This window comes from Halorussus salinus (assembly GCF_004765815.2).
Classification (GTDB): Archaea; Halobacteriota; Halobacteria; order Halobacteriales; family Haladaptataceae; genus Halorussus; species Halorussus salinus.
Genome location: NZ_SBIS02000007.1, coordinates 584,535 through 608,501, shown reverse-complemented (window position 1 = coordinate 608,501; position 23,967 = coordinate 584,535). Strand labels below are relative to the sequence as shown.

28 protein-coding genes are annotated in these 23,967 nt (G+C 62.9%); 10 read left to right on the top strand and 18 right to left on the bottom strand.

Annotated elements, in window-relative coordinates:
• Positions 1 to 40: 40 nt before the first annotated feature.
• The 4 genes from EPL00_RS16670 to EPL00_RS16655 form a co-directional block, all read right to left on the bottom strand.
• Positions 41 to 502, bottom strand: coding sequence for a hypothetical protein (locus EPL00_RS16670; RefSeq protein WP_135853312.1), 462 nt, complete (start codon positions 500 to 502; stop codon positions 41 to 43).
• A gap of 150 nt (positions 503 to 652) precedes the next feature.
• The gene (locus EPL00_RS16665; RefSeq protein WP_135853313.1) at positions 653 to 1,360 is read right to left on the bottom strand and encodes an energy-coupling factor transporter transmembrane component T family protein; all 708 of its coding nucleotides are present in this window, start codon (positions 1,358 to 1,360) and stop codon (positions 653 to 655) included.
• The gene (locus tag EPL00_RS16660) at positions 1,357 to 2,166 is read right to left on the bottom strand and encodes an energy-coupling factor ABC transporter ATP-binding protein (protein WP_135853314.1); all 810 of its coding nucleotides are present in this window, start codon (positions 2,164 to 2,166) and stop codon (positions 1,357 to 1,359) included. The genes EPL00_RS16665 and EPL00_RS16660 overlap by 4 nt, the downstream gene beginning before the upstream one ends.
• A gap of 57 nt (positions 2,167 to 2,223) precedes the next feature.
• Positions 2,224 to 2,808, bottom strand: a complete 585-nt coding sequence (locus tag EPL00_RS16655; protein WP_135853315.1) for a biotin transporter BioY — start codon at positions 2,806 to 2,808, stop codon at positions 2,224 to 2,226.
• Positions 2,809 to 2,923: 115 nt separating this feature from the next.
• On the opposite strand from EPL00_RS16655, the gene EPL00_RS16650 reads away from it, so the two are divergent.
• Entirely contained in the window at positions 2,924 to 3,526 is a 603-nt protein-coding gene (locus tag EPL00_RS16650) for a conditioned medium-induced protein 4 (protein WP_135853316.1), read from the top strand.
• A gap of 324 nt (positions 3,527 to 3,850) precedes the next feature.
• Positions 3,851 to 4,519 carry a CRISPR-associated protein Cas4 gene (locus EPL00_RS16645; RefSeq protein ID WP_135853317.1) on the top strand — a complete coding sequence of 223 codons (669 nt, stop codon included), beginning with the start codon at positions 3,851 to 3,853 and terminating at the stop codon, positions 4,517 to 4,519.
• A gap of 1 nt (position 4,520) precedes the next feature.
• Here EPL00_RS16645 and EPL00_RS16640 read toward each other — a convergent pair whose 3' ends face one another.
• The 7 genes from EPL00_RS16640 to EPL00_RS16610 all read right to left on the bottom strand — a co-directional run bounded on the left by EPL00_RS16640 (position 4,521) and on the right by EPL00_RS16610 (position 8,510).
• Positions 4,521 to 4,997, bottom strand: coding sequence for a type II toxin-antitoxin system VapC family toxin (locus EPL00_RS16640; protein WP_368407952.1), 477 nt, complete (start codon positions 4,995 to 4,997; stop codon positions 4,521 to 4,523).
• A complete protein-coding gene (locus EPL00_RS16635; protein WP_135853319.1) occupies positions 4,994 to 5,212 on the bottom strand; it encodes an AbrB/MazE/SpoVT family DNA-binding domain-containing protein in 219 nt (72 codons plus the stop codon). The genes EPL00_RS16640 and EPL00_RS16635 overlap by 4 nt, the downstream gene beginning before the upstream one ends.
• A 58-nt stretch (positions 5,213 to 5,270) precedes the next feature.
• The gene (locus EPL00_RS16630; RefSeq protein ID WP_135853320.1) at positions 5,271 to 5,858 is read right to left on the bottom strand and encodes an L-threonylcarbamoyladenylate synthase; all 588 of its coding nucleotides are present in this window, start codon (positions 5,856 to 5,858) and stop codon (positions 5,271 to 5,273) included.
• Between the two features lie 48 nt (positions 5,859 to 5,906).
• Positions 5,907 to 6,650, bottom strand: coding sequence for a peptidoglycan DD-metalloendopeptidase family protein (locus EPL00_RS16625; RefSeq protein ID WP_135853321.1), 744 nt, complete (start codon positions 6,648 to 6,650; stop codon positions 5,907 to 5,909).
• Between the two features lie 104 nt (positions 6,651 to 6,754).
• A complete protein-coding gene (locus EPL00_RS16620; RefSeq protein ID WP_135853322.1) occupies positions 6,755 to 7,468 on the bottom strand; it encodes a M23 family metallopeptidase in 714 nt (237 codons plus the stop codon).
• A 209-nt stretch (positions 7,469 to 7,677) separates the two neighbouring features.
• Positions 7,678 to 8,190, bottom strand: a complete 513-nt coding sequence (locus EPL00_RS16615) for a redoxin domain-containing protein (RefSeq protein ID WP_135853323.1) — start codon at positions 8,188 to 8,190, stop codon at positions 7,678 to 7,680.
• Positions 8,190 to 8,510: a glutathione S-transferase N-terminal domain-containing protein gene (locus EPL00_RS16610; RefSeq protein WP_135853324.1), complete on the bottom strand. Its 321-nt coding sequence runs from the start codon at positions 8,508 to 8,510 to the stop codon at positions 8,190 to 8,192. The genes EPL00_RS16615 and EPL00_RS16610 overlap by 1 nt, the downstream gene beginning before the upstream one ends.
• 113 nt (positions 8,511 to 8,623) lie before the next feature.
• Here EPL00_RS16610 and EPL00_RS16605 point away from each other — a divergent pair, with 113 nt between their 5' ends.
• Positions 8,624 to 10,030, top strand: coding sequence for a hemolysin family protein (locus EPL00_RS16605; protein ID WP_135853325.1), 1,407 nt, complete (start codon positions 8,624 to 8,626; stop codon positions 10,028 to 10,030).
• Between the two features lie 64 nt (positions 10,031 to 10,094).
• Here EPL00_RS16605 and EPL00_RS16600 read toward each other — a convergent pair whose 3' ends face one another.
• The 4 genes from EPL00_RS16600 to EPL00_RS16585 form a co-directional block, all read right to left on the bottom strand.
• On the bottom strand, positions 10,095 to 10,514 hold the full coding sequence (locus EPL00_RS16600) for a hypothetical protein (RefSeq protein WP_135853326.1): 420 nt from the start codon (positions 10,512 to 10,514) through the stop codon (positions 10,095 to 10,097).
• A 140-nt stretch (positions 10,515 to 10,654) separates the two neighbouring features.
• Positions 10,655 to 11,464 carry a hypothetical protein gene (locus EPL00_RS16595; protein WP_135853327.1) on the bottom strand — a complete coding sequence of 270 codons (810 nt, stop codon included), beginning with the start codon at positions 11,462 to 11,464 and terminating at the stop codon, positions 10,655 to 10,657.
• Between the two features lie 170 nt (positions 11,465 to 11,634).
• A complete protein-coding gene (locus tag EPL00_RS16590) occupies positions 11,635 to 12,834 on the bottom strand; it encodes an inorganic phosphate transporter (RefSeq protein ID WP_135853328.1) in 1,200 nt (399 codons plus the stop codon).
• A gap of 83 nt (positions 12,835 to 12,917) precedes the next feature.
• Positions 12,918 to 13,604: a DUF5828 family protein gene (locus tag EPL00_RS16585; protein WP_135853329.1), complete on the bottom strand. Its 687-nt coding sequence runs from the start codon at positions 13,602 to 13,604 to the stop codon at positions 12,918 to 12,920.
• 361 nt (positions 13,605 to 13,965) lie between these two features.
• Between EPL00_RS16585 and upp the strand changes: the two genes are divergently transcribed.
• The gene (upp, locus tag EPL00_RS16580) at positions 13,966 to 14,643 is read left to right on the top strand and encodes a uracil phosphoribosyltransferase (protein WP_135853330.1); all 678 of its coding nucleotides are present in this window, start codon (positions 13,966 to 13,968) and stop codon (positions 14,641 to 14,643) included.
• Positions 14,644 to 14,680: 37 nt separating this feature from the next.
• On the opposite strand, the gene EPL00_RS16575 is transcribed toward upp, so the two are convergent.
• Positions 14,681 to 15,550, bottom strand: a complete 870-nt coding sequence (locus EPL00_RS16575; protein ID WP_135853331.1) for a universal stress protein — start codon at positions 15,548 to 15,550, stop codon at positions 14,681 to 14,683.
• Between the two features lie 119 nt (positions 15,551 to 15,669).
• Here EPL00_RS16575 and EPL00_RS24190 point away from each other — a divergent pair, with 119 nt between their 5' ends.
• The 3 genes from EPL00_RS24190 (at position 15,670) to EPL00_RS16560 (ending at position 16,770) form a co-directional block, all read left to right on the top strand.
• Complete coding sequence (locus EPL00_RS24190; protein WP_135853332.1) at positions 15,670 to 16,023, top strand: HEPN domain-containing protein; 354 nt, start codon at positions 15,670 to 15,672, stop codon at positions 16,021 to 16,023.
• Complete coding sequence (locus EPL00_RS16565; protein WP_135853333.1) at positions 16,020 to 16,430, top strand: nucleotidyltransferase domain-containing protein; 411 nt, start codon at positions 16,020 to 16,022, stop codon at positions 16,428 to 16,430. The genes EPL00_RS24190 and EPL00_RS16565 overlap by 4 nt, the downstream gene beginning before the upstream one ends.
• 121 nt (positions 16,431 to 16,551) lie before the next feature.
• Entirely contained in the window at positions 16,552 to 16,770 is a 219-nt protein-coding gene (locus EPL00_RS16560) for a DUF7569 family protein (protein ID WP_135853334.1), read from the top strand.
• Positions 16,771 to 17,518: 748 nt separating this feature from the next.
• Here the strand turns inward: EPL00_RS16560 and EPL00_RS16555 are convergent.
• Together EPL00_RS16555 and EPL00_RS16550 are read right to left on the bottom strand one after the other, a co-directional pair.
• Complete coding sequence (locus EPL00_RS16555; protein WP_135853335.1) at positions 17,519 to 19,573, bottom strand: S9 family peptidase; 2,055 nt, start codon at positions 19,571 to 19,573, stop codon at positions 17,519 to 17,521.
• Positions 19,574 to 19,645: 72 nt separating this feature from the next.
• Positions 19,646 to 20,746: an ABC transporter ATP-binding protein gene (locus EPL00_RS16550; RefSeq protein ID WP_135853336.1), complete on the bottom strand. Its 1,101-nt coding sequence runs from the start codon at positions 20,744 to 20,746 to the stop codon at positions 19,646 to 19,648.
• 198 nt (positions 20,747 to 20,944) lie between these two features.
• Here EPL00_RS16550 and EPL00_RS16545 point away from each other — a divergent pair, with 198 nt between their 5' ends.
• The 3 genes from EPL00_RS16545 to EPL00_RS16535 are packed head-to-tail and all read left to right on the top strand — an operon-like array spanning position 20,945 to position 23,949.
• Positions 20,945 to 22,093, top strand: coding sequence for an ABC transporter substrate-binding protein (locus EPL00_RS16545; protein ID WP_135853337.1), 1,149 nt, complete (start codon positions 20,945 to 20,947; stop codon positions 22,091 to 22,093).
• Position 22,094: 1 nt separating this feature from the next.
• Positions 22,095 to 23,030 carry an ABC transporter permease gene (locus tag EPL00_RS16540; protein WP_135853338.1) on the top strand — a complete coding sequence of 312 codons (936 nt, stop codon included), beginning with the start codon at positions 22,095 to 22,097 and terminating at the stop codon, positions 23,028 to 23,030.
• Between the two features lies 1 nt (position 23,031).
• Positions 23,032 to 23,949: an ABC transporter permease gene (locus EPL00_RS16535; RefSeq protein ID WP_135853339.1), complete on the top strand. Its 918-nt coding sequence runs from the start codon at positions 23,032 to 23,034 to the stop codon at positions 23,947 to 23,949.
• Positions 23,950 to 23,967: the final 18 nt, after the last annotated feature.

Genomic DNA, 23,967 nt, shown 5'->3' with positions numbered 1-23,967 from the left:
CGAAAACGGACTCGGAGTTTACAGTTTTCCCGCTATCGAGTCACAGCCGTATCACGTCCGCGACGACCGCACCGGCCCAGATTCCGAGCGCGAAGCAGAACCCGGCCTCCCCGAGGTACGTCCGAACGAAATCCGTGACCTCGGGCGCTCGGCGCGCGAACTCGGCGAAGAGAGGTTCTTCGAACGCCAACACGACGACTCCCGCGACGACTGCACTCGCTCCTTTGCCGACACCCAACGTCGAACTCAGTTCGACGTTCCGATTCGTGTTCCGCGCCCCGAGGTAGCCGAACAGGTCGGCGACGACGACGGCGACGAAGACCCCGACGCTCCAGTCGAGGAGGGCGGCGTACTCCTCGACGAGTCGCGCGATTACCGGCAACCGGAGGGCCGCCTCGACTACTTCGTACTCTCGTAGCATCGGCCCGACTCCGAACCACCACGCGAGGGCCGCACCGACTACCCCGACGAACGCCAGTTTGGTGCCTCGAAGGATTCCCATGACAGTCGATGGCACGGGGTGCGAGATAACTCACACTGATGGTCTCGCTCCCTCCTCGATTAGTTAATTTCCGGAACTGTTCGCATCCTTCGGTTCGGAGTCGGAACTGCGACCCGGTGGCGAGGACGTTCGTTCTCTGTCGGCGACGGTTCAGACTACCGCCCACGCGAGCAACGTGAGACTCGCGCCGAAGACCGGCAGGTCGGCCCGCGAGAACGCCAGCGGCGGAAGCGTCGGGTTCCACGAGAAACACCGCGCCCGGAGCGCGAGCGCGAACCGGTCGGCCCGCGAGAGCGCCCGCGCCAGTCCCGAGATGCCGACCCGGCGCATCCGGGCGACGAGCGACTGCTGGTCGCCGAGTCGCGCGGCCGAGGCGTCTCGAATCCGCCGGAGGTCCGCCTGCAAGACCGGCAGGAACCGGAAGACGAAGCCGACGCCCGTCCCGAGGAGTCGCCCGGTTTTCCCCGGCACGAGGCGCTGAATCGCGGCGCGCGAGTCCCTGACCGGCGTCGTCCGGAGGTACGCCGCGCTCACCAGCAGGACCAACACGACGCGATAGCTCGCGAGCAGGGTGTCGAACCCGGCCTGCCAGCGAATCCACGGCGGGCCGAGCGTCGCCGCCGAGAACAGCGGTCCGGCGACGAGGAACGGGAAGACGAACCGGTACTCCGCGAGCGCCCGCCGGACCGACAGCCCCGACGCGACGAGGACCCCGAGGACGAGCGCGGTCAGCGCGGCGAGTCCCCGAGGAGTCGTGTGCGCGAACGCCGCGAGCGCGAACGCGACCTGAAAGGCCAGCTTGCTCCGGGGGTCGAGTCGGTGGGCGAGCGAGTCGCCGGGGCGGTAACTGAGCGTCACCGTTTTCCGGAAACCTCCCGCGGCGGCACGCGAATCCCGAGGTCCGGAAGCCGCTCGCGGGCGTCAGCGGGCACCTCGTCCACGGCCACCTGCCCGTCCGCGAGCGCGACGATTCGGTCCGCGAGGTCGAAGGCGTCCCGGAGGTCGTGAGTCACGAGGAGGACGCCGGTGCCCGACGCTTTCAGACTCCGCAACTGCTCGACCACCGACTCGCGCGCCGGCGCGTCCAGTCCGGTGAACGGTTCGTCCAGCACGAGGTGGTCGGGGTCCATCGCCAGCGCACCCGCGATGGCGACGCGCTCGCGCTCGCCGCCCGAGAGTTCGTCGATGCGCTCGTCGCGGCGGCCCGCCATGTTCACCGCCGCGAGCGCGTCGGAGACTCGCCGGTCTATCTCGTCGTGAGAGAGGCCCAGATTCTCCGGGCCGAACGCCACGTCCGCGCCGACCGTGGCCGCGACGAACCCGTCGCGGGGTTGCTGGAACACCATCCCGACGCTGGTCCGGGCCGCCACGAGGTCGTCGGCGACGGGCGTACCGTCCACCAGCACCTCGCCCTCGTCGGGGTCCAGCAGGCCGTTGAAGTGCCGGACGAGCGTGGACTTGCCCGACCCGTTCGGGCCAGCCAGCAGGACGAACTCGCCGTCCGGGATACGGAGCGAGATGCCGTCTACTGCGGCGGGTCTGTGGTCGTCGCCGTCACTGGCGTCACCGCCACTGCCGTCGCTCTCGACGCTCTCCTCGTCGTCTCCTCCGCTGGCGTCGCCAGCGCCGCCGTACCGGTGGACCAGATTTCGGGTCTCTATCATGAACTGTCCTCGTGTGTCCTCGAATCTCTTTGTGGTCCCTGTCTCGTCTTCGTCTCGCTACTCGGCGACGATTTGGTCGCTCCGGACGACGCCGATGGCGGCCGCGATTTTGAACGCTTCGGCGGGGATGAAGGCGGCCGCTCCGGCGAGGAACGCCTTCTGGAGGGTCATGTCGAGGACGAACGACATCACGCCCACGCCGAAGGCGTAGATGACGGCGGTGCCGACGACCATCGCGCCGACGAGTCGCGGGATGGAGCGGGGAACCGACTCGCGCAACTGGAGACCGCCGTGTGCGATTGCACCGACGAGGAGCGCCGCGACGGGGTACGACCAGAGATAGCCACTGGTCGGTTGAATCCACAGCACCGCGACTCCGGCGGACCCGCCAGCGAAGACGGGCGCGCCGACCGCTCCGGCGGCGAGGTACAGCGCCATCGAGACGCCGCCCCAGACCGGACCGAGCAGGAGTCCGGCGAGGAAGACGCCCAGTACTTGCAGACTCACCGGTGCGGGTGAAACCGGATTCGGGAACGAGACGTAGGCGAACGCTCCCGTGAGCGCGGCCAGCAGGGCCGCGCGGGCGACGTTTTCGGCGGTTTCCTCGCCGACCAACTCGACTGAAGCCGTGTCGGTACTCATACTCGCCCGTGGACTGTCAACCGGAAAGAGGGCTTCGGTTGACGACGCTCGCGTGGTTCCCATCCGCCGACAGGTTTTTATACACCCATCACGACCCACCCCACATCGTAAAATAATGGACGAGAAGACAGAGGAACTCCGGGACATCTTCATGGATGTCACCGACGAATCCACCGTCACCGAACAGCAGGTCGAGACCCACGGGTCACTGGATTCGGAGGCGGCTATCGACGACCGGTTGGCGGAGGTCGTCGGACAGATGCGCGACCGCTACGACTTCGCCACGACGCTCTCGGACACGGACCTCGTAACCGTCGTCCGCGGCTTCTACGCGGGCGATTCCGACGCCGACATCGCCCGCGAGTTGGGCGACGCCTCGCTGGGCAAGACGGTGGCTCGCGCCCGCATCGACCTCCACCTCTTGCGCGACGCCGACGAAGACGCGCCTTTCGAGTTGGACGCACTTCGGGACCTCCTCGAAGCGGACTCCTCGACCAGCGAGTGCGCCGCCGAACTCGACGTGAGCGAATCGACGGTCCGGCGCTACCGCCGGGTCGTCGAGGCCAAACGACAGCGCCGCACCGTCAACGACCAGTTCCGCAACGAGTTCGAGAACATCCTTCAGGACCGCGAACTCTCGGACCGAATGACCGAGAGCGTTCAAGAGGACGGCTTGGACGACGCGACCGAGGGGATGGAGACGAACGTTTCCTTCTGAGACGACCTTTTCCTGCGGGCGGCGCACGAGAGCGCCGCCCTTGCAAAAGCTCGATCAAAAACACGGCGTCACCGCCTCGGTCGGTCCTCACTTCGTTCGGACGCTCCTTCGACGGTTCCTTGGTCCGCTCGCGTTGCTCGCGGTGAACCGCGCTCGCTTCGCTCGCACGGATGCTAGTTCCGTATCGGTGGCTTAGTCGAGTTTCTGCCGTCAGGGGTTCGGCCGGGCGCTCGATAACTTCGTCGGTCAGAAACATATCTTCCTTTCTTTAACGTGTCTATAGTTGGTCAAGATTTATCTCCGAAGCCGGGACGAACCATTCGCGTGTCGAAGATTCCGTTCAGCGATCTCGAAACCGCGGCGTACTGCCCGCGGAAGTTGTACTACCGACGGCGCGAGGACGAGATAACGGTCCCCGACGAAGTTACCGAGCGCCGGGAACTGGCCTTTCGCTACGGCGACCTGCTGGCGGCCGACCGCGAGGAGTTAGCGACTCTCCCGCTCGCGGTCGAACCCGACGAGTTCCGGTCGAATCTGGACCACGCTCGCCACCGGTTCGACGGTGCGTGGCCGGAGATTCGGGACCCGAGCGAGCGCGAGCAGTTGACCGAGGGCAGGGAGTGCCGGGGCATCGTCCACAAGGTCCTGTCGCTCGACGTGCCCACGCCCGCCATGGTCTTCACCGGCGACCCGCCGGAACAGGGCGTCTGGGAACCCCAGTCGGTCCGACTCGTCGCCGCGGCGAAGGCGCTCTCGTGGGAGAACGAGGAGTCCGTCGAGCGCGCGTTCGTGGAGTACCCGACCCACGGTATCGTCCGCGAGATTTCCATCGGCACGCGTCGGAAGGCGGCCTACCGGACCGCGGTCGAGGCCGCCCGGACGCTCGACGGCCCGCCGCCGCGGCTGACGAACGACGCCAAGTGTGGTGCCTGCGATTTTCGGGCGGAGTGCGGCGTGAAAACGCGGTCGCTGAAGTCGTTACTGGGGTTTTAATTCAGAACGAGCGGATGTCGAGGGTAAAGTACGTCTCGAAGAATCCACCGTCAAACGTCAGCAACTGGTCGGCTTGCGTCTCTGCTTGTGCGCCGATTAGAAAGTCGGCAGGGACGTGCTGACGTGCGGTGACGTTTGCATTGCAGTTCGGACAGTCGAAGACGCGTTCTGTACCACACTCGCTACACTGGAGTTCTTCACCTCGCCGGTCGAGATACGTTTGGAACGCGTCACCTGCCCTGAACAATGCATCCGTGTTTGGCTCTTCGACACGAATTCCGGTGTCTTCGAGAAAAGCGTCGAGGTCGGATGCGGTCTGGAAGTACGAGTCTGCACTCAATTCGGTGTACGTCACGGGTGCAACGATTAGCGCACCCTCAGAGTACGCCTGCATGAGTAAATCCGCCGCTCGTTCGTTGTGCTTTTCGTCGGAGTTCATGAGTGCAATTACTGCACTCGTGTCTACGACGGTTTTCACCGTTCGCCCCGTAACTCGGTCATCCGCTCCGTGACGCTTTTTTCGGTGTCGGCGACTCCACGCCACTTCTCGAAGGGATTCTCTTCGGCTTCCTTCCTGATTTGATAGCCACTCTCGGTTTCGACGAACTCCACTTCGTCGCCGGGCCGAATCCCGAGGTTCTCTCTCACTTCCTTCGGGATCGTTACTTGGCCCTTCTTCGTCACTCGACTCATAAGTAATACTCCGTCGTAATACCAAAAAAGTATTACGGGTGTGACTGATTTCGGTGAACTACTCCGAGCCGAGCCACGCCCGCACGTCGTCGGCGTTCGGTCCCTCGCGCACGATGCTCCCGTCCGCGACGTTCACGACCGTACTCCCGGTCCCGCCGGTCTCGCCGCCGTCCACGACGACCGCCGCGGCGTCTCGAATCTCGTCGTCGAGGTCGGCGACGCGGGTCGCGCTCGGCCGCCCGCTCACGTTCGCGCTCGTGGCCGTGACGGGCGCGGTCTCGCCCAAGAGCGCGAGCGCGACCTCGTGGTCGGGGACTCGAATCCCCACGCGCGAGCGCCCGCCGGTCAACGCGTCCGGGACCTCCTCGCGCTTCTCGCACAGGACGGTGACGGGACCGGGGAGGAACTCGCACATGAACCGCTCCTCGCGGTCGGTCGCGCGGACGTACTCCAGCGCCGCGTCCACGTCCGGCACCGCGAGCGAGACCGGCTTGTCCCGCGCCCGGCGTTTCGCCTCGAAGACGCGTTCGATTGCCTCCTCGTCCAGCGCGTCCGCGCCGAGGCCGTACACCGTCTCGGTCGGGTAAACGACGAGTTCGCCCCTGCCAATCGCATCGGCCGCCGCCGCTATCGACTCGTCTGTCATGGCGCTACCTCGGGAACCCGTCGAAAAAAGCGTAGCGTCTGTGACCGGTCAGAAGAATGCGCGCGGGACGCCGGTGCCCTGCACGGCCGCGTCGCCGTCGTCGTAGTACGAACGCTTCTTCTCCCAGTTCGGGTCCCACACTTGGAAGTCGAGGTGCGGGCCGGTGCCAGCACCGGTGTCGCCCTCGTAGGCCACCACGTCGCCGCGGTTGACCGACACGCCGTCGCCGACGTTGAACGAACTGAGGTGTCCGTAGCCGGTCTTCCAGCCGTTGCCGTGGTAGATGAGGAGCCAGTTGCCGTAGCCGCCTTCGTCGTAGCGGTGTTCGGTGGTGCCGCCCGCGGCCGCGTGGATGGGCGTGCCGCCGCCGTCCGCGAAGTCCACCGCGCGGTGGTAGCGACTGCCGCCGTCGCGGGTGTCCCAGTACGTCGAGGTGACGGTACCGGTCATCGGACAGGCGAAGTTGGCCGACGAGAGCCAGTTTTCGGCGACCCAACCCGTGACCGAGCCGTTGTTCGCGTCGCCGGAGAACTGGACCTTCCACCAGTTGTAGCCGTCCGCCGTCTCGGGACCCTCGAACACGCGTCCGCCGGTTCGATTGCTGGCGACGGCCTTTCGTGCCGCGCTCGTCGTCGGATTCTCCCGGACGCTGAGGTCCGAAGTCGTGAACACCGGCGTCAGGTAACTGTAGTCTTTCGCCGCGGCCGCGGACCCCGAGAGGGCCGCCGCGCCCGCAATCGTTGCGCCGCTCGCTTTCAGGAAGCTGCGTCTGCTGGTTTTGTCGTCTTTCATGACTTCTTTCCACTAGATGCGGCACCAAATAATAAAATTAACTATAAAGCAAATTAATTGTTATTTGGAAATACTTCAAAAATAGCTGGAATATGAACTCTGGCCTACAGATAGCTCTTCGGGATGCCCGACCCGGCGATGAGGTCCTGTCCGTCGAAGCCGGGGATGTTCTGGTTCGCACCGTTGTATCGGATGGCGAAGTGAACGTGCGGCCCGGTCGAGTTGCCGGTGCTACCCATCTCGCCGATTTGCTGGCCTTCCGAGACCGTCTGGCCGTTCGAGACGTACCGTTCCTGCATGTGGCAGTAGATGCTGGTCCAGCCGCCGCCGTGGTCGATGGAGACGTAGTAGCCACACCGGTCGCCGTAGCCGGTGGTAGCGGTCCCCCCGCGCGCGGCGACCAGCGGCGTCCCGTAGTCGTTGCCGATGTCGATGGCACCGCCGTCTTGAGCGGAAGTCTGGGTGATGAAGCCCCAGCAGGGGTACGAGAAGTCGGTCGGGCCGTCGAGCCACGCGTCGCCCTCCGCGACCCAACCGGTGATGCGGCCGTTGTCGCTGTCTTGGTTGAACGAGACCTTCCACCACGTGTAGCCGTCCGCGCTCCGGGGACCGTCCACGACGTGACCGCCGGTCCACTGGTCCGCGCTGGCCTTGACCGACGCGCTGGTACTGGGTTGTTCGCGGATGTTCAGGTCGGTCGTCGAGATGACCGGGTCGCTGACCCCGACGTGACTCGCCGAGGCCGACCCGCTGAGGGCCGCGCCGCCGACGATTGCCGCACTACTCGCTTTCAGGAAGCTCCGCCTGTCGAAGTTCATGCACTTTACAACAGTTATTGTAGCAACTAAAAATTAATTCTAGATGGTCCGATACTAATATTCTAAATTGGAGCTATGGAAAGATATACTAGAACGCTGCCGGGATACAGGCTACGCTTCGAGGCGTCAAAACACGTATTTCCACTCGAAGTTCCAACGCGAGGAGTCCCCTCCGTACGGGTCCGACAGCGAGAGGCGGGTGCGCTCGTCTACAGTCCGTCGATGGCGTCCTCGACTTCGTCGTAGTCCGGGAAGTCGGGCCACTCGTCGGCCACCCACGCGTACTCGACGGTGCGCTCGTCGTCCAGCAGGAACACGGCGGGCCGGGGTTCGCTCACGCCAGCCATTCCGTCTAAGTCGTGGCCGATTCCGTACTCCTCGGCGACGCCGTTCTGCGGGTCCGAGAAGAGTCGGTAGTCCATCCCGCGCTCCTCGATGAGTTGCTTGTGAGCGTAGGGGTCCGAGATGGAGAGGCCGACGATGGTGAGGTCGCCGTCGGCTTCCCACGCTCTGTCCCGAATCTCGTTCCACATGTACGTCGCGGGGAACGCCCCGTCCATCGTGAAAAAGACCAGCAGGACCGGTCCCTCGGCGGTCAACTCCGAGAGGGCGGCGTCCTCCCAGAACTCGTCGTTGACCAGCGGCCGGGTGAAGTCGGGCGCGGTGTCGCCCACGTCTACGTGGTCGGTGTCGGGAAGGCTCACGACCTCGAAATCCACCATCAGGCGTCACCCCCTTCGGCGTCTGCGTGCGCCTCGCCGCCGTCCGCTCGGGCCTCCTCGCCGTAGGTCTTCTCCAAGTACTCCACGATGTTGGCGCTCTCGCTCATCGTGACGCCCGTGTTCTCGTCCACGATTGCCGGGACGGTCCGCTTGCCCGAGATTCGCTTGACGACGTTGCGGTCGCTGTGCATCGGCTCTACGAAGCGCGAGCGGTAGTCGAGGTCGTACTCCTGTAGCTTTCGGACCACGCGCTCGCAGAACGGACACGCCTCCAAGCGATACAGCGTAATCCCCGAACTGCCGGACGCTGACTGGCTCATGTCCCACCGTTCGTCTGAATCGGTGGTAAGGTCTTCGCTCGCGGCAGTCCGGCGTCATCTCCGGGGAAAAGAATAAAGAGTTAATCCTTCCGACTCTCAAGGTGAGTTGTTGAATGGTGTCACTTCCGATACTCACTGCCTCGTCTGTCGGTGCCGTTCCGCTGGCAAACGTCCTCGGTGTCGGCCTCAACGAAGGGCAGATTACGGTTCTTGGAGCCTTGGCTATCGTGGTCCTCATCGCCCTCTCGGGCTTTTTCTCCTCTTCGGAAATCGCTATGTTCTCGCTCGCCAAGCACCGCGTCGACGCGCTCATGGAAGACGGCGTCCCCGGCGCGGAGGCGGTCGCCCAACTCAAATCCGACCCCCATCGCCTGCTGGTGACGATTCTGGTCGGTAACAACCTCGTCAACATCGCGATGTCCTCGATAGCGACCGCGCTCGTCGGCATCTACGTCGAGAGCGCGGGTGCGGCCGTCCTCATCTCGACGTTCGGAATCACCTCGCTGGTCCTGCTGTTCGGCGAGAGCGCACCGAAGTCCTACGCCGTCGAGAACACCGAATCGTGGGCACTCCGCATCGCCCGCCCGCTGAAGATTTCGGAGTACGTTCTCCTCCCGCTGGTCGTCCTGTTCGACTACCTGACCCGTCTCGTCAACAAGGTTACGGGCGGTCGCTCGGCCATCGAGACCTCCTACGTTACCCGCGACGAGATTCAGGACATGATCGAGACCGGCGAGCGCGAGGGCGTCATCGAGGAGGACGAGCGCGAGATGCTCCAGCGCATCTTCCGGTTCAACAACACCATCGCGAAGGAAGTGATGACTCCTCGGCTCGACATGACCGCGGTACCCAAGACCGCGAGCGTCGAGGAGGCCATCGAGACGCTGGTCCAGAGCGGCCACGAGCGCGTCCCGGTCTACGAGGGGAGCCTCGACAACGTCATCGGCGTCATCCACATCCGCGATCTGGTCCGAGAGGATACCTACGGCGAACACGACGAACTCGAACTGGAGGACGTGATTCAGCCGACCCTCCACGTCCCCGAGAGCAAGAACGTGGACGAACTCCTGACCGAGATGCGCGAGAACCGGATGCAGATGGTCATCGTCATCGACGAGTTCGGGACTACCGAGGGACTCGTCACGATGGAGGACATGGTCGAGGAGATCGTCGGCGACATCCTCGAAGGCGAAGAGGAGGAACCCATCGAGTACGTGGACGACGAGACCATCATCGTCCGGGGCGAACTCAACATCGACGAGGTCAACGAGGCGCTGGACATCGACCTCCCCGAGGGCGAGGAGTTCGAGACCATCGCCGGGTTCATCTTCAACCGCGCGGGCCGACTGGTCGAGGAGGGCGAGGACATCACCTACGACGGCGTGCGCCTCCACGTCGAACAGGTCGAGAACACCCGCATCATGAAGGCGCGGGTGACGAAACTCGACCGCGAGGAGCGCGCCGAGAGTGAGGACGGCGCGGAAGAACTGGAAGAGGGCGTCGAGACGGGAAGTAACTGAACAGGTCGATTTCAGATTACCTATGATGAAGCATAGTTTGAGAATACATCCAGAAATATATTTTTTATTGACTGTGTTTCTCGTTGATGTTGACCGATATTCTTGTTGGCGTTCTATGCCCGTTTAAATTCCACAAATTGACTATATTAAATACATATGGGTCAGGCAAGTCAGGGTCAGTTGATTTATTTTCGTCTATGTGGAGCTTGTAATAGCATCTATCTTCTTGAAGTTCAATTTTTTTCGGTACTAGCGTATTCTTGGCAGGGACTACGACAGAAATAAGAGAGACGAATTGTCTTGAAAATTCTACTGGTCGCCAGTCACTTACCGCTTGAGAGATATTTTGTTTGAACCTATTCATATCTTCTTCTTTAGTTATGAGTAAAGAGTTCGTATCCCAGTTGTTCTGTAACTCTGATTCATTATCTATTATTGAGTGATTAGTATCGGCTCGTAATTCTCTTACGTTAGTAGCTGACACTCTTATTGATCTATTACAACCCGAGAGCAAAATTGTCGTCGCTCCTGCCGCAAGTTTATCCATCAAACTTCTACGATTCATACAACGGAGTACTTCGTCTTTAGACTCTCTAAATAAAAATGTTGCGTTTATTCTAGTTGTTACGCCTTGCTGAACGTATATACCTTTTCGCCCTCATCCATCTCGCACTCCTTGGTAAGAGTCTCAGCGACGTACTTATTTTTGGAACTGGAGAATGAAATTACTGGGGCCCCAACTGTCCAACCGATGCTATAACTTTGGCTAGGCCACGTGTGGTAGTAGTTAGCCTCAATTTGCCGATCACAAACACTGTTCTTTTCGGCCGAAAGTGGAGTACCGAAGAAACTACCGAAGGAGTAGCAGTCTCCGTTGTCGTAATAATGATCTAGGCTATGTTGAGCGTCGTTGTATTCACAGACACATCCGTTTAGGCCTTCAGACTCCTCGTTAGAAACTTCGCTTGCGTACTTCCCGTAGTATGGCGATTTTTGCCGGTCATACTCTGGGCCTTCCCACTTGATGTCAATGAGGTCGAACGGTTTCTCTGCCCAGTGCCCATCACAGACTTTGAATTCCCAGTCAACATCAAAACGTGGATAGTCCATACCTGTACCGTAACTGTGCGATACGGCTATGGTAAGTTTATCCCGCGTTAACCACTCAGACGAGACTTCATCTTCTTTCTTTGCTGGTGCTGGTAAATCCACCGTTCTATCCTTCAGTTTGACATTAACACCCCTTTTCAAAAGGTATTTTCGCCAAGTATGGACCGACCAGTTATTTTTCTTACGTAGAAACAGCGATTGTTCATATATATTACTTTGATTATTACCTTTCGCTGAACCAAGTCCTGAGATCGCCGATAGGCCGGTGGTAGCGATTCCTGCGTATTCCACGAAACTTCTTCTATTCATTTTATCGTTTTCCATTGCGTATATTGATACGCGAGGAAATAATAAAAATGTTTCTATATATGAATTACTAATAAATTCATATAGTATAAAAATAGTATTGTTTCAAAGCCAAAAAACTCTACTACTGTCATACTAATTGAAAATAATACTGGCTAATGAGAAGACAATCTTGAATCAATTATATACTAGAAGAATATCTCTATCGCCGCGAACGCGCCGTACCCGACCCCGATAGCGAGGACGAGCGACGCCAGCCACGCCAGCACGGTGTAGCCCATCTTCTCCTTGCTCACGCCACCGCCGTCGCCGTCGGCGGCCGCGTACCCGCTCCCGACGATGGCGCTGACGATGATTTCGTTGAACGAGACCGGGATGCCGAAGAACACCGCGATTTGGGCGATGGCGAACGAGGGGATGAGCGCCGCGATGGACCTGCGGGGGCCGAGTGCCGAGTAGTCCTGCGCCAGCGCCTTTATCATCCGAGGAGCGCCGGTCCACGACCCGGCCAGCAGGCCGAGGCCGCCACCGACCAGCACCGGCACGAGCGGAATCTCGAATGGGTCAAGCAGGGGCACCAGCGGGCCGATGGCGAGGCCGACCTGCGACCCGCCCGCCGAGAAGGCGACGAGGCTCCCGAGCGCGAGCAGGAAGTGGCGCTGTCCGGCCGCCAGATTCCGGCGTACGTCCCACGCTAGCAGTCCGGCGACGAAGCCAGCTATCGCCAGCGAGACGACGACCGTGCCCGTCTCGACGCCCGCCGTCGCCGGAAGCGCCAGTGCGTCGCCCGCGGTCTCGGCGATGGACTGGCTCACGTCCGACGGGCCGAGGACGACGAACTTCACGTTGGCGACGATGAGACCGACGAGCGCCCCGAGGAGGGGAATGACGACCTCCTCCGACGTGCGCTCCGAGCGCAGGAGCTTCGCAGTGGTGTAGGCGATGGAACTCCCGACGAAGGGCGTCAGCACCCACAGCGCCGAAATCTGGCGGTACTTCGCCCACGCCGGGTCGCCGCCCATCGCCAGACCGACGCCGACGATGGCTCCCGTGACGGTGAAGGCGGTGGCGATTGGGTAGCCGGTGAACACGCCGATGGCGACTAGCACCGCGGCGACCAACAAGCCGGTCGTCGCCGCGATGGCGGTCAACTGGACGCCGCCGATGAGTTCCGTGCCGACCGCTTCCGAGACGTTCGCGCCCTGTAAGACGGCTCCTCCGAAGCCGAGGAGACCGACGAAGAACCCGGCCCGCATCACCGAGATTGCGTTCGCGCCGACCGCGGGCGCGAAGGGAGTCGAGCCGGACGACCCCGCGCCGATGGCCCACGCCATGAACAGACTGGCGATAGCTGCGATTACCAACGTCACGACCCCAGTCCCGACCATACCGGACCCTTTCGCCGACGATAAAATAGTCTACCGGCTTGCGCCTCTCGCAGGGTCGTTCTGCCGGTCGATTTCGGCCCGCGCTACGTCGTCTTCGAGTGGGGTTCCTCGGGCTCGTCGGGCGCTTCGACGCCCTCGGCGGCCTCGGCGGTGTCGGTACGCTTCTCGGTATCGACGTGCCAGCGCGAAATCTCGTCCTCGTAGTCCGCCAACGTCTCGCTGACCGCCTCCTTCAACTCGTCGTCGTTGACGTTGACCTCGAAGACGAACAGCTCCTCGTCGTCGCCGCGGCCGACCTGCTGGACGTTGGCGCTGATGAGGTCGTTGTCGAAGTAGTAGGGCGCGAGTCGGGTCATCACCTTCTGGTACACCGTGTCCTCGACCTTCCGGAGCGCCTTCCGACTCGCGGAGTCGGCGGCGCGCGCGACGTAGCTCACCGAGTCCTGCCACTTGCTGACGGCCTCGTCGGTCTCCTCGTCTTCTAACTTCTCGTAGGACTCGCTTATCTTCTCGCCCGCGGTCTTCAGGTCGTCGTCGGGCGCTTTGCCCTTCTTCTCGCCCTCGCCCTCGCCGACGGAGGCCTGCTCGGCGGTCTTCTCGGACACGTCCTCGCCGAGTCGTTCGTGGTGTTTGGGTCGCCACTCCTCCCACTCGTCGTAGGCGTCGCCGGAGGCTCCGGCTTCGCGGAGGGCTTCGGTGATTCGCTCGCCGTGTTCGACGATGTCACCCCACGTGCCGCGCAGTTTGAATCCCGAAACGCTCTCTTCCATTTGAATCCTCCTAGGGTGGCTCTGTTATACGCTTGTCGGGCGACGCCGACGCGCGTCTGACGCTACCGTACACCGGGGACGACCGACGGTCGTCGAACACCGACCGCGCTTCGGTTCGTTTGCCGTCCACGGGTTGGTCTTGCACGGTGATTGTGTGTCCGGATTATTAAGGTTTCGGCGGTCGTCGTTCGTCGTGAGGACACGTTCTCCGTCGTCGCCCTCACCGACCCATCGGACCCGACCACCGCTCCCGTTCGCTGGCCTCGTCGTCGGACTGGCACGCTGGCCCGTGAGACTCACGCGCGGACCCGTCGCTCATATCAAAAGCTAAACCCCCGCGTCTCCCGCATACGGACTAGACATGACCATCGAAGACCGAGGAGACGCCAAACTCGTCACCCACGCCTTGGCACAGGACACGCTCTCGAAACTCCGGGACGTAGAGACCGAACAGGTCGGGTTCCGGAAAGGGCTGGTCAAACTCGGCCGCATCTGTGGCTACGAGATAATCGACGGCGCGATGGAGACCGAGTACGTCTCCATCGACACGCCCCTGACCGAGACGACCGGCCAGCGAGTCAAAGGGCTGGACGACGTGGTCATCATCAACGTCCTCCGGGCCGCCACGCCCTTCGTCGAGGGGCTTCTCAAAGCGTTCCCCCGCGCCAAGCAGGGCGTCATCAGCGCGGGCCGCGACGAAGAGGCCGGTCGCGGCGAGGACGGCACCTTCCCCATCACCATCGACTACGTGAAGTTGCCCGAGATTCAGGAGAAAGACACCGTCATCGTCGCCGACCCGATGCTCGCCACCGGTTCGACGATGTGCGCCGTCCTCGAAGAGGTCCTGAACGAGCAGTCGAACCCAGAGGACCTGTTCGTCCTCTCGGCGGTCAGTGCGCCCGAGGGCCTGCTCCGCGTCGACGACGAGTTCAACGAGTGCGACCTCCTGACGGTCGCCATCGACGACGAACTCAACAACGAGGGCTTCATCGTCCCCGGACTGGGCGATGCTGGCGACCGGGCGTTCCGGACGACGTAGTCGTTCTCTGACCCGCTATTTCTGCTTCTCTCCGTCCCTACAACCGAAGCACCCGCGAGACCAGCGACCCGTCGCCGCGCTTGGCCAGAATAATCGTCCCTTCCGCGCGCCGCCCGACCGCTTGGGGCGTCGAGCCGACGACTCGCCGCCGAATCGCACCGGTCCGCGTCGCGCCGAGGACCGTCACGTCGTGGCGCTCGGACTCGGTGACGATTACGTCCGGCACGTCGCCCTCCCGAATCGCGGTCTCGACCGCGACCCCGGACCGCGAATCGACGCTGGATAGGGAGTCGGCCTTCGCCGCCAGCAGGTCTTGGGCGGCGGCCTCCTCGCTTCGCGACCCGACGACCCGGAGGAGCGTCACGGTGGCGTCGTTGGTCACCGCGATGGCGCGCGCGACCGACGCCGCGAGGGCGGCGTGTCGGCTCTCGGCGACCGGGAGGAGGACGCGTTCGACGGTGCCAGCCAGCGCGCCGATTTTCTCGACCAGCACGTCGCAGTCGGCGCGGCGCACGATGCGGTCCACGTTGGTCCCGAGGACCGCGTCCTGTCGAGTCCGCTGTTCCCACCCGAGGAGAAGCGCGTCGCAGTCGCGCTCGCGCACGCCGTGGAGGACGCCCCGAGCGACCGACGAGGCGACGAAGAGCTTGCCGCTCACCGGCACGTCGCTCTCGGCGGCGACCGACACCGCGCGGTCGAGGACGGCCTGTCGCTCGTCGCCGAACTCGCGGGTGATGACCTCGTCGGTGAACAGCGCGAACGGCGACTCGCGGGGTGTGACGACGACGCCGAGGACGAACACCTCGCCGCCGCGCTCGCGGGCCACGTCCCGCGCGGTCCGGACCAACTGCTCGGCGTTGTCGGGGTTGCCCACCGCGACGGCGATGCAGTAGTCGTCGTCGCTCATTGGCTAATTCACGGCGTCGGCGAGCAAAAGTGTTCGCGTCGTTACTCTACGCGGTCTCGTCGCTCCGAAAAGACGAGTTAGTCGAAAGTAGTAATAATAGCTAAAATAAAGTCAACTCGATGGCTTCGGTCCAAGAGTGGCTCGATAAACACGAGCGCGACCTTCGAGCGGCACGAGATAACACACAACCACAGAAAAAATTGAAGGAGTGCCATCTGGCTGTCGAATCGCTACTGAAAGCAATTATAGTCAAGCGTGGTGGCGTTCCAGACGAGATACATAACACTATCCAACTCGCTCAAGATGTTCCTCGATTTCCCAAAGAAAAACGTCAGCTCCTTTCATATTTATATTCAGTTTATGACCGTCGATACCCGGATGACTTGGATTACGCTCGGAACACGTCTCCGAAAGATGCGATTCGAGCGACCGAAGAGCTAAAGAATTGGGCTGACCAACAGTATTTCAAATGAGTACCGATGTGGACCGCGGTCCAGATAATCCGCGGGAGACTCTTCCCTCTGCCGAAGAAGTTGCTCAGGAGGTTGTCCGCATCGGTCATCAAAACGGAATCAATCCGACCACCGTAGTCGTATTTGGGTCGTATGCTCGTGGCGACCCGACGCCGTCTAGCGATGTGGACGTAGTCGTCGTAAGCCCGGATTTTGAGGAAGACGACGTACACGCCCGGCGCTACCACTGGGACTGGGATTGGAACTACGACGAGTATCCGACACTCGACCTGATTCCGCTTCGTCCCAGCGAGTTCCGCAAATTTTCGTCTCGCTCGAACCACATCGTAGCAACTGCGGTCGAGACGGGTAAGACGTTCAATTTCACCCATACCGCGACAACTCGTCCGCATACCTCTCGCGTCTAAATACTGAGATATCTGATATTCGACTCCCTACTCTTAGTACTCGTTTAACACCGGGCCTAACCCCTACTGAGGGACGAACCAACAGCTAAGACCTTTGTGTCTCCGCTACTCACGCCAAGTCATGACCGACGAGGAGTCCGACCCCTGCGACGACTGCCGGGACCCCGTCTCGGACGCGCTGGCGCGCACCGTCCGACTCACGGTGGACCGCTCGCAGATAGACAGCCAGCGGCTCTGCCCCGAGTGTTTCGCCGACTGGATAGACCGCTACGAGACCGAGATGCAACCGGACGAGCGCCCGGTCATCGACGACGGCGACACCGACATCATCGTGGACTGAACTCTCCGCGACCGCGAATCGTCGGCCGACTTTCGTCTCGCCGACGGCGAACCGCCGCCGACTCCCTCGTCGGCGAACCCCTCCGTGTCCACTGGAAAAACGCAGGACTACGGGCAGTTCTCGCGCGTATTTCTCCTGACGAAGGCGACCCCCGTTCCCGAACGTAGTTCTCCGGAGGCGTTCCTGTCGGTGGATAGTCACCGCTGTCGAACCCCTCCGTTTCGGGTGAACGACCGCAAGACGGCGGCGGGATTTTCCCCGCGGGAGCCACTACCGAAGCGGTCCTTCCTGTGCGAAAAATTGCCAATGGAGGGGTGTGAACGGAACTGAGACGTAGGTCGAGAGGAGTGCCGTTTTGCCGAAGTCGTTCCCCTCGGAAATCCCTGCGACACTACGACAGCACGGCGAACTGGCCGGATACCGACACCAGTCGTACCGCCAATCGCCCCGCACCGCGACAGCAGTACGACCGCTCGACGGACTCTCGCCGACAAACAGGAGGCTCCCGCGACCGCCCTGCACGGCACCGTCGGAGCAAGCACTGACGCGCCTGTTCGAACGAAGCGAGAACAGACACCGCTCCTCGTCCTCCCCAACCGCCTGCGGTCCTCGGTCTCCGCTTCGCTCCGACCTGCGGTCCTCGTCCCTCGCGCGCTCGGCGACCCACGAGGGTTCGCCAGCACGCGCCGGGTACTCGGTCTGTCGAGCGCAAACGTCGGTAGTCGAGTCGGGTTTCTGCGTCGTCTGACTACTCGTCGCCGTCGTCGCTCTCTCCGTCTTCGTCGTCCTCAGCCGCGGAGAGGCCGTCGTCGCCGCGGTCGAGGGCCTTCGGCGCGTCGTGGTGGTCCGAGTAGCCGTCGAACCAGCGCACGATGCGTTCGAGTCGGTCCACGACGTGGGCGGGTTCGCCGCTCCGGGAGAGTTCGTGGCCCTCGCGGGGGTAGCGGACCAGTCGGGTCTCCACGTCGTTTTTCTTGTACATGAGATACAGCATTTCGGCGTTGTTCACCGGGACGCGGTAGTCGTCGTCGCTGTGAATGAGCAGTGTGGGGGTGTCCACCTCGTCGGCGTAGGCGGTCGGGGACCGCTCCCACAGGAACTCGTAGTCGTCCCACGGGTTCGCGTCGAAGTCCCACTCGATGAGCTTGAACGCGTCCGTCGAACCGTAGAAGCTGTTGAGTTCGTAGACGCCGCGCTGGCTGACCGCGCCCGCGAACCGGTCGGTCTGGCCGACTATCCACGTCGTCATGTAGCCGCCGTAGCTCCCGCCGGTGACGTACATGTCCCCGTCGTCCACGTAGTCGCGGCTCGCTACCTCGTCCACGCCAGCCATCACGTCCTCGTAGGCGACCTCGCCCCACCCGCCGCCTTCGAGCGCGGCCATGAACTCCTCGCCGTACCCCGTCGAACCGCGGGGGTTCGACCAGAAGACGACGTAGCCCCGCGCCGCCAGCAGTTGGAACTCGTGCCACATCGTCCCGCTGGTGGACCACATCGAGTGGGGGCCGCCGTGGATTTCGACCGCGAGGGGGTACTCCTCGTCCTCCTCGAAGTTGGGCGGCGTGAGCATCCACCCCTGAATCTCGTCGCCCGACTCGTTCTCGAAGCGGACCTCCTCGGGCTGGCAGACGGCGCGGTCGTCGAGGTAGTCGCTGTTGACCCGCGTGAGTCGCCGCGACTCGGCACCGCCCAGCGTCGAGACGAACACGTCGCCGGGGTGGTCCCACTCCGACCGGACGAACGCTATCTTGTCCGCGCCGACCGTGGCGGCCTCGACCTCGCCGTCGCCGACGACGCGCTCGGGGTCCGAACCGGCGTCGCCGGGCGCGCGCCAGACGGCGTACTCGCCCTCGTCGGGCGTCGAGAAGTAGATTCGCTCCTCGTTCGGTCCCCACTGGGGCGACACCGCCATCGAGAGTGTCCGGTCCAGCGACTCGGTCGGCGTCGTCACCTCGCCGGTCTCGCGGTCCAGCACCTCGATTTCGGTCTGACGGAGCGTCGCGTTCTCCTCGGGCGTGTAGGCGTACGCGAGTCGCCCGTCGCTCGTGGCCGCCAGCATCGGCGTCCACCCCGTGGTCTGGGTGACTGTCTCGGTCTCCTCGTCAGCGTCCAAGTCGTACTCCACCACGTCGATGACGATGTTGTCGTCGGGGTCGCCGGTCCGGCGCGCGCCGTAGAGGAGCCTCCCGGCGTCGGCCCACTCGGGGTTCACGTGGTCGTAGTCGCCGTCGGTGAGCCGCCGGATTTCGTCGTCGCTTTCGAGGTCCACGACGTAGACGTGGGCACGCTTCCCGTCGAAGTACCGCTGGCCCGCTCGGTAGACCTTCCGGTCGATGACGCGCGGGTCCGGTTCGTCGGGCTCGAACTCGTCGCCGTCGAGACCGGTGTCGCGGTCCTCGTCGCGGTCCTCGTCGGTGACCTGCTGGGTGAACGCGATTCGGCTCCCGTCGGGCGACCACGCGATTTCGGCGACGCCGCCCACCACGTCGGTCACCCGTCGGGCCTCGCCGCCGCCGGTCGGCATCACCCACAACTGCGGGCGGTCGTCGTCCGCGCCCCGCGTGCTGACGAACGCGAGGCGGTCGCCGCTCGGACTCCACCGCGGCTGGCTATCGACGCCCTCCGAGACGGTGAACTGCCGCGGCTCGTCGCCCCCGACCGGGACGACGTGTATCGTCGCCTCGTACTCGTCGTCGGACTCGGGGACTTTCCTGACGAAGGCGACCTCGTCGCCGTCCGGCGAGATTCGGGGCTCCTCGGCCTGCACGATGTCGTGATAATCGCTCGCACGAACCGTCTCCATACAGTCCGACTACGAACGGACGCTCAATATTATTTCGATTCGAAAACATAGCACCGCCGAGACTCCCGGAACTCAGTCGAACACCACGGGCGCGTCGTCGGCGAACCAGAAGGTCGCGCGCTCGCCGCGCTCGACCGGGGTACTCCGGCCCTGCATCACCACCGAGAGTTCGACGTTCTCACCGACATCCACGACGTAGTTGGTCTGGTCGCCTTGGAAGTACCGCTCGACTATCTCACCCTCGAAGGTGCCGCCCCCCGACGCGCGGCCGCCGTCGGACTTCGCGCTCGGGCCGCCCGCGTCGGCCAGCGAGATGTCCTCGGGGCGAATCGAGACGCTGACCGGCCCCTCGCCGACCGACTCGTCGGGGACGAACTCGATGCCGTCCCGACCGCCGACCGCCACGACGGTCCGGCCCTCCTCGGCGTGGGCCTCCCCGTCCAGCAGGTTCGTGTCGCCGATGAAGTCCGCGACGAACGGACTCGCCGGGTTTCGGTAGATCTCCTCGGGCGGGCCGACCTGCTCGATTTCCCCCTCGTTCATCACCGCGAGGCGGTCGCTGAGCGTCATCGCGACCTCTTGGTCGTGAGTCACGTAGAAGAACGCGCCCTGCGTTTTCTCGTGAATCTTGCGCAACTCGACCTGCATCTGCTTGCGGAGTTTGCGGTCGAGACTCGACAGCGGTTCGTCCAAGAGCAGGACGCTCGGCTCGTTGACGAGCGCACGGGCAAGTGCAACGCGCTGTTGCTGGCCGCCCGAGAGTTCGGTCGGATTGCGCTCCTCGTACCCGCCGAGGTCCACGAGTTCGAGGTATCGAGAGGCGCGCTCCTCGCGCTCGCTCTTCCCGACGCCGGACTTCTTCAGACCGTAGCCGACGTTCTCCGCGACGGACATGTGCGGGAACAGCGAGAGGTGTTGGAAGACGAGATTGGTGTCTCGCGCGTCGGGCGGTACGCCCTGCATATCCCGGCCGTCGATGACGACATCGCCGTCGGTCGGCGTCTCGAACCCGCTTATCATCCGGAGGGTGGTGGTCTTCCCGCACCCGGATGGCCCGACCAGCGAGAAGAACTCGCCGCGCTCGATGTCGAAGTCGATGCCGTCCACGGCCGTCACGTCTCCGAACTCCTTTCGCACGTCGGTCAATCGTATTAGCTCCCCATCCACTCCCATGACGCATGGTACTGCATCACAATATAAAACGCCTCGGGGTGATTCGGAATAGCTCGGCGCGGAAGTTCAGTTCGATTGAAATTTTCGGCGGACAAGCGTCTGCGGCCCGAGTCATCGAAATTAGTCCGCCGGGCCACACAAAAAGCATAAACTTTTATGACTTATTCTCTCGACTCTCGACGTGGTGGGGGATACCAAATGACACGAGACGGTGACAGCGGTCGTACCGAACAGAGCAACAACTCCCGTCGGCGGTTTCTGAAGGCCAGCGGCGCGGCCGGAGCGGCCGGACTGGTTGGACTGCCGAACTACGTCGGGTCGGTCTCCGCACAGCGACCGACGCTCAACGTTCTGACGTGGGAGGAGTACGGTGACCAGCAACTCCTCGGGCCGATTCAAGAGCAGGTCGGGGTGGACATCCAGATAACCAAGTCCACGTCGTCGGCAAAGATGTTCTCGTCGTGGAACGCCGGGCAGTACCGCCAGTACGACATCGCCATTCCGAACAACAACTACGTGCCGAAGATGATGAACGCGGACCTGCTGGCACCGGTGCCAGAGGACGTGGTCAACAACCAGAGCAACATCTACGACACGTTCAAAGGGTTCGCCGACACGCAGTTCACGGCCAACGGCCAGCGGTACGGCGTCCCGGTTCGGTTCGGCTGGTACGGCTACTCGTACGACTCGCGGGAGATACCGGACCACGAACCGACCTACGAGATTCTGTTCAGCGAGGAGTTCGAGGGGACGAACTTGAGTGGCGACATCATCATGTACGACAACCACTTCAAGGCGATGAGCGGGGCCGCGCTCCACCTCGGGATGCGCGACGCCTTCGAGGGCCAGCGGGTGACCCTCTCGGAGGACCAGATTCAGGAGGTCAAGCAGACGATGATCGACCAGAAACCCCTGTTGCAGGGGTACATCGCGGCGGACCCGACCTACATCAAGTCGTTCCGGCAGGGCAACTTCCTTGTCGGCCAGTCCGGTCGCAACGAGATCGTCGAGATGTGGGCCAGCGGCGACGACTGGCCCGAGATGGCGGTGCCCCAAGAGGGCGCGCTCGCGTGGTTCGAGTCGGCGGTCGTCTCGAAGGCGTCCAGCAACAAACAGAAGGCGTGGGAGGTCGTCAACGAGTACATCTCGCCGAAGCTCGGGGCGACGCTGGCGAAGGTGGGCTACTCGCCCAGCGTCAACCCGGCGACCCAGCAGTACCTGACCCAGCAACAGAACGACCTCTACGGAGCGGTGGACCCCGCGAAACTGGAGAGCTTCATCCCGTTCAAGGCGGTCGAGAACGAACGGCAGTGGATTCAGGCGTGGGAAGAAATTAAGGTCGCCTGACGTGTCCACCGAAACGTCCGAGCGCGGCCAGTCCGCGCGCGAGCAGTTCGTCGGCGCGTTCACCTCGCGGGCCAGCAAGCTCGGGATAACGACCGGACCGGCGCTGGTCTGGTTGTTCCTCCTGTTGTTGACGCCGCTGACGTTCATGGTGGCGGTCAGCTTCACGAGCGTCGATACGTTCACCTACCAGATTATCTGGGAGCCGACGATGGAGAACTACAATCAGCTGTTCGCGGGCGAAGGGCCGTTCTGGCAGACCGCGTTCTTCCAGTCGCTCGCGCTGTCGTACTTCATCGCGGCGGTGACGACGGTGCTGTGTCTGATGTTAGCGTTTCCGCTCGCGTACCTGCTGGCGCGCCGAGGAGGCACCACGTTCAAAGTGGTCATCTTCCTCGTGTTGTTGCCGTTCTTCACAATGTACCTCGTGCGGGCCTACTCGTGGTACCTGATGTTCGGCCCGAGCGGCGTCATCAACAGCACGCTGATGCGACTCGGCGTCACGAACGGGCCGCTCGGCATCTTCAACTACGGGGTGCCAGCCATCATCGTGGGGCTGACTCACGCGTACTTCCCGTACATGCTGTTGTCGCTGTACGCCAGCCTCGACGGGCTGGACTTCTCGCTGACCGAGGCCGCGCGGGACCTCGGCGCGAGTCGGGTCGAGACGCTGAAAGACGTGATTCTCCCGCTGGTGTTGCCGGGCATCATCAGCGGGAGCCTGTTCGTGTTCGTGCCCGCGCTGGGGGCGTTCATCACGCCGCGGTTCCTCGGGCAGGGGAAAGTGCTGATGATAGGCCAACTCATCGAGGAGCGAATCAACTCGCTGTACGCCATCGGGTACGGGAGCGCCGCGTCGATGTTCATCGTCCTGAGCATCGTGGTCGCGTTCGCGCTCGCGTTCCGCTACGTCAGCATCGAGGACTTGGGGGGTGTCTGAGATGGCGACCGAGACCGATTCGGGCACCGAGACGGACCGCGGGACGGTGAGCCAGCAGGACACCGGCACGCGACTCCTCGACCACGAGCGCAAGGAGTGGCTCCTCGGGCGGGGCCTGTACGTCATCGCGGGCGCGCTCCTCGTGTTCCTCTGGATTCCGCTCGCGGTGATGATACTCCTCTCGTTCGCGGTCAACGCCAGCACGTTCTTCCCGTTCCGGGGGTTCACGCTGGCCCACTACGCCGCGACGTTCGCCGACGGCGCGCTGATGACTTCGCTGTGGCACAGCGTGCAGGTCGCCACCATCGCGGCCTCCATCGCCACGGTGTTCGGCGTCCTCGCCAGTTTCGCGCTGGCGCGGTACTCCTTCCCGCTGAAGGAGACGTATCGAACCTTCGGCATCCTGCCGATGGTGATTCCGGGGGTCGTGTTGGGCATCGCGCTGCTCATCTACTTCCGGACGCTGCTGCCGCAACTGTTCGGCATCACCATCGTTCCGGGGTTCTGGACGGTCGTGTTGACCCACAGCGTGTACGGACTCCCGTTCGTCCTCCTCATCGTGACCTCGCGGCTCTACACGTTCGACGAGTCGCTGGAGGAGGCCGCCCGCGACTTGGGCGCGGACCCGCTGACGGTGTTCAGAGACGTGACGTTGCCCATCGTCGCGCCAGCAATCGGCGCGGGGTTCCTGTTCGCGTGGATTCGGTCGTTCGAGGACTTCATCCGGGCGTTCTTCGTCCGCGGGACGATGGACGTGCTGACGACCTCGATGTTCTCGATGATAAAGTACGGGACGGCACCGAAGATGAACGCGATTTCCTCGTTCATCGTCTTCATCATCGCAATCGTGCTGGCGGTGGCGATGAACGTCGGTAACGTGACGGGGATGGTCGCGGGGACCGACGGCGACGACGAGTAGGGTCCCGCCGCTGCTTTT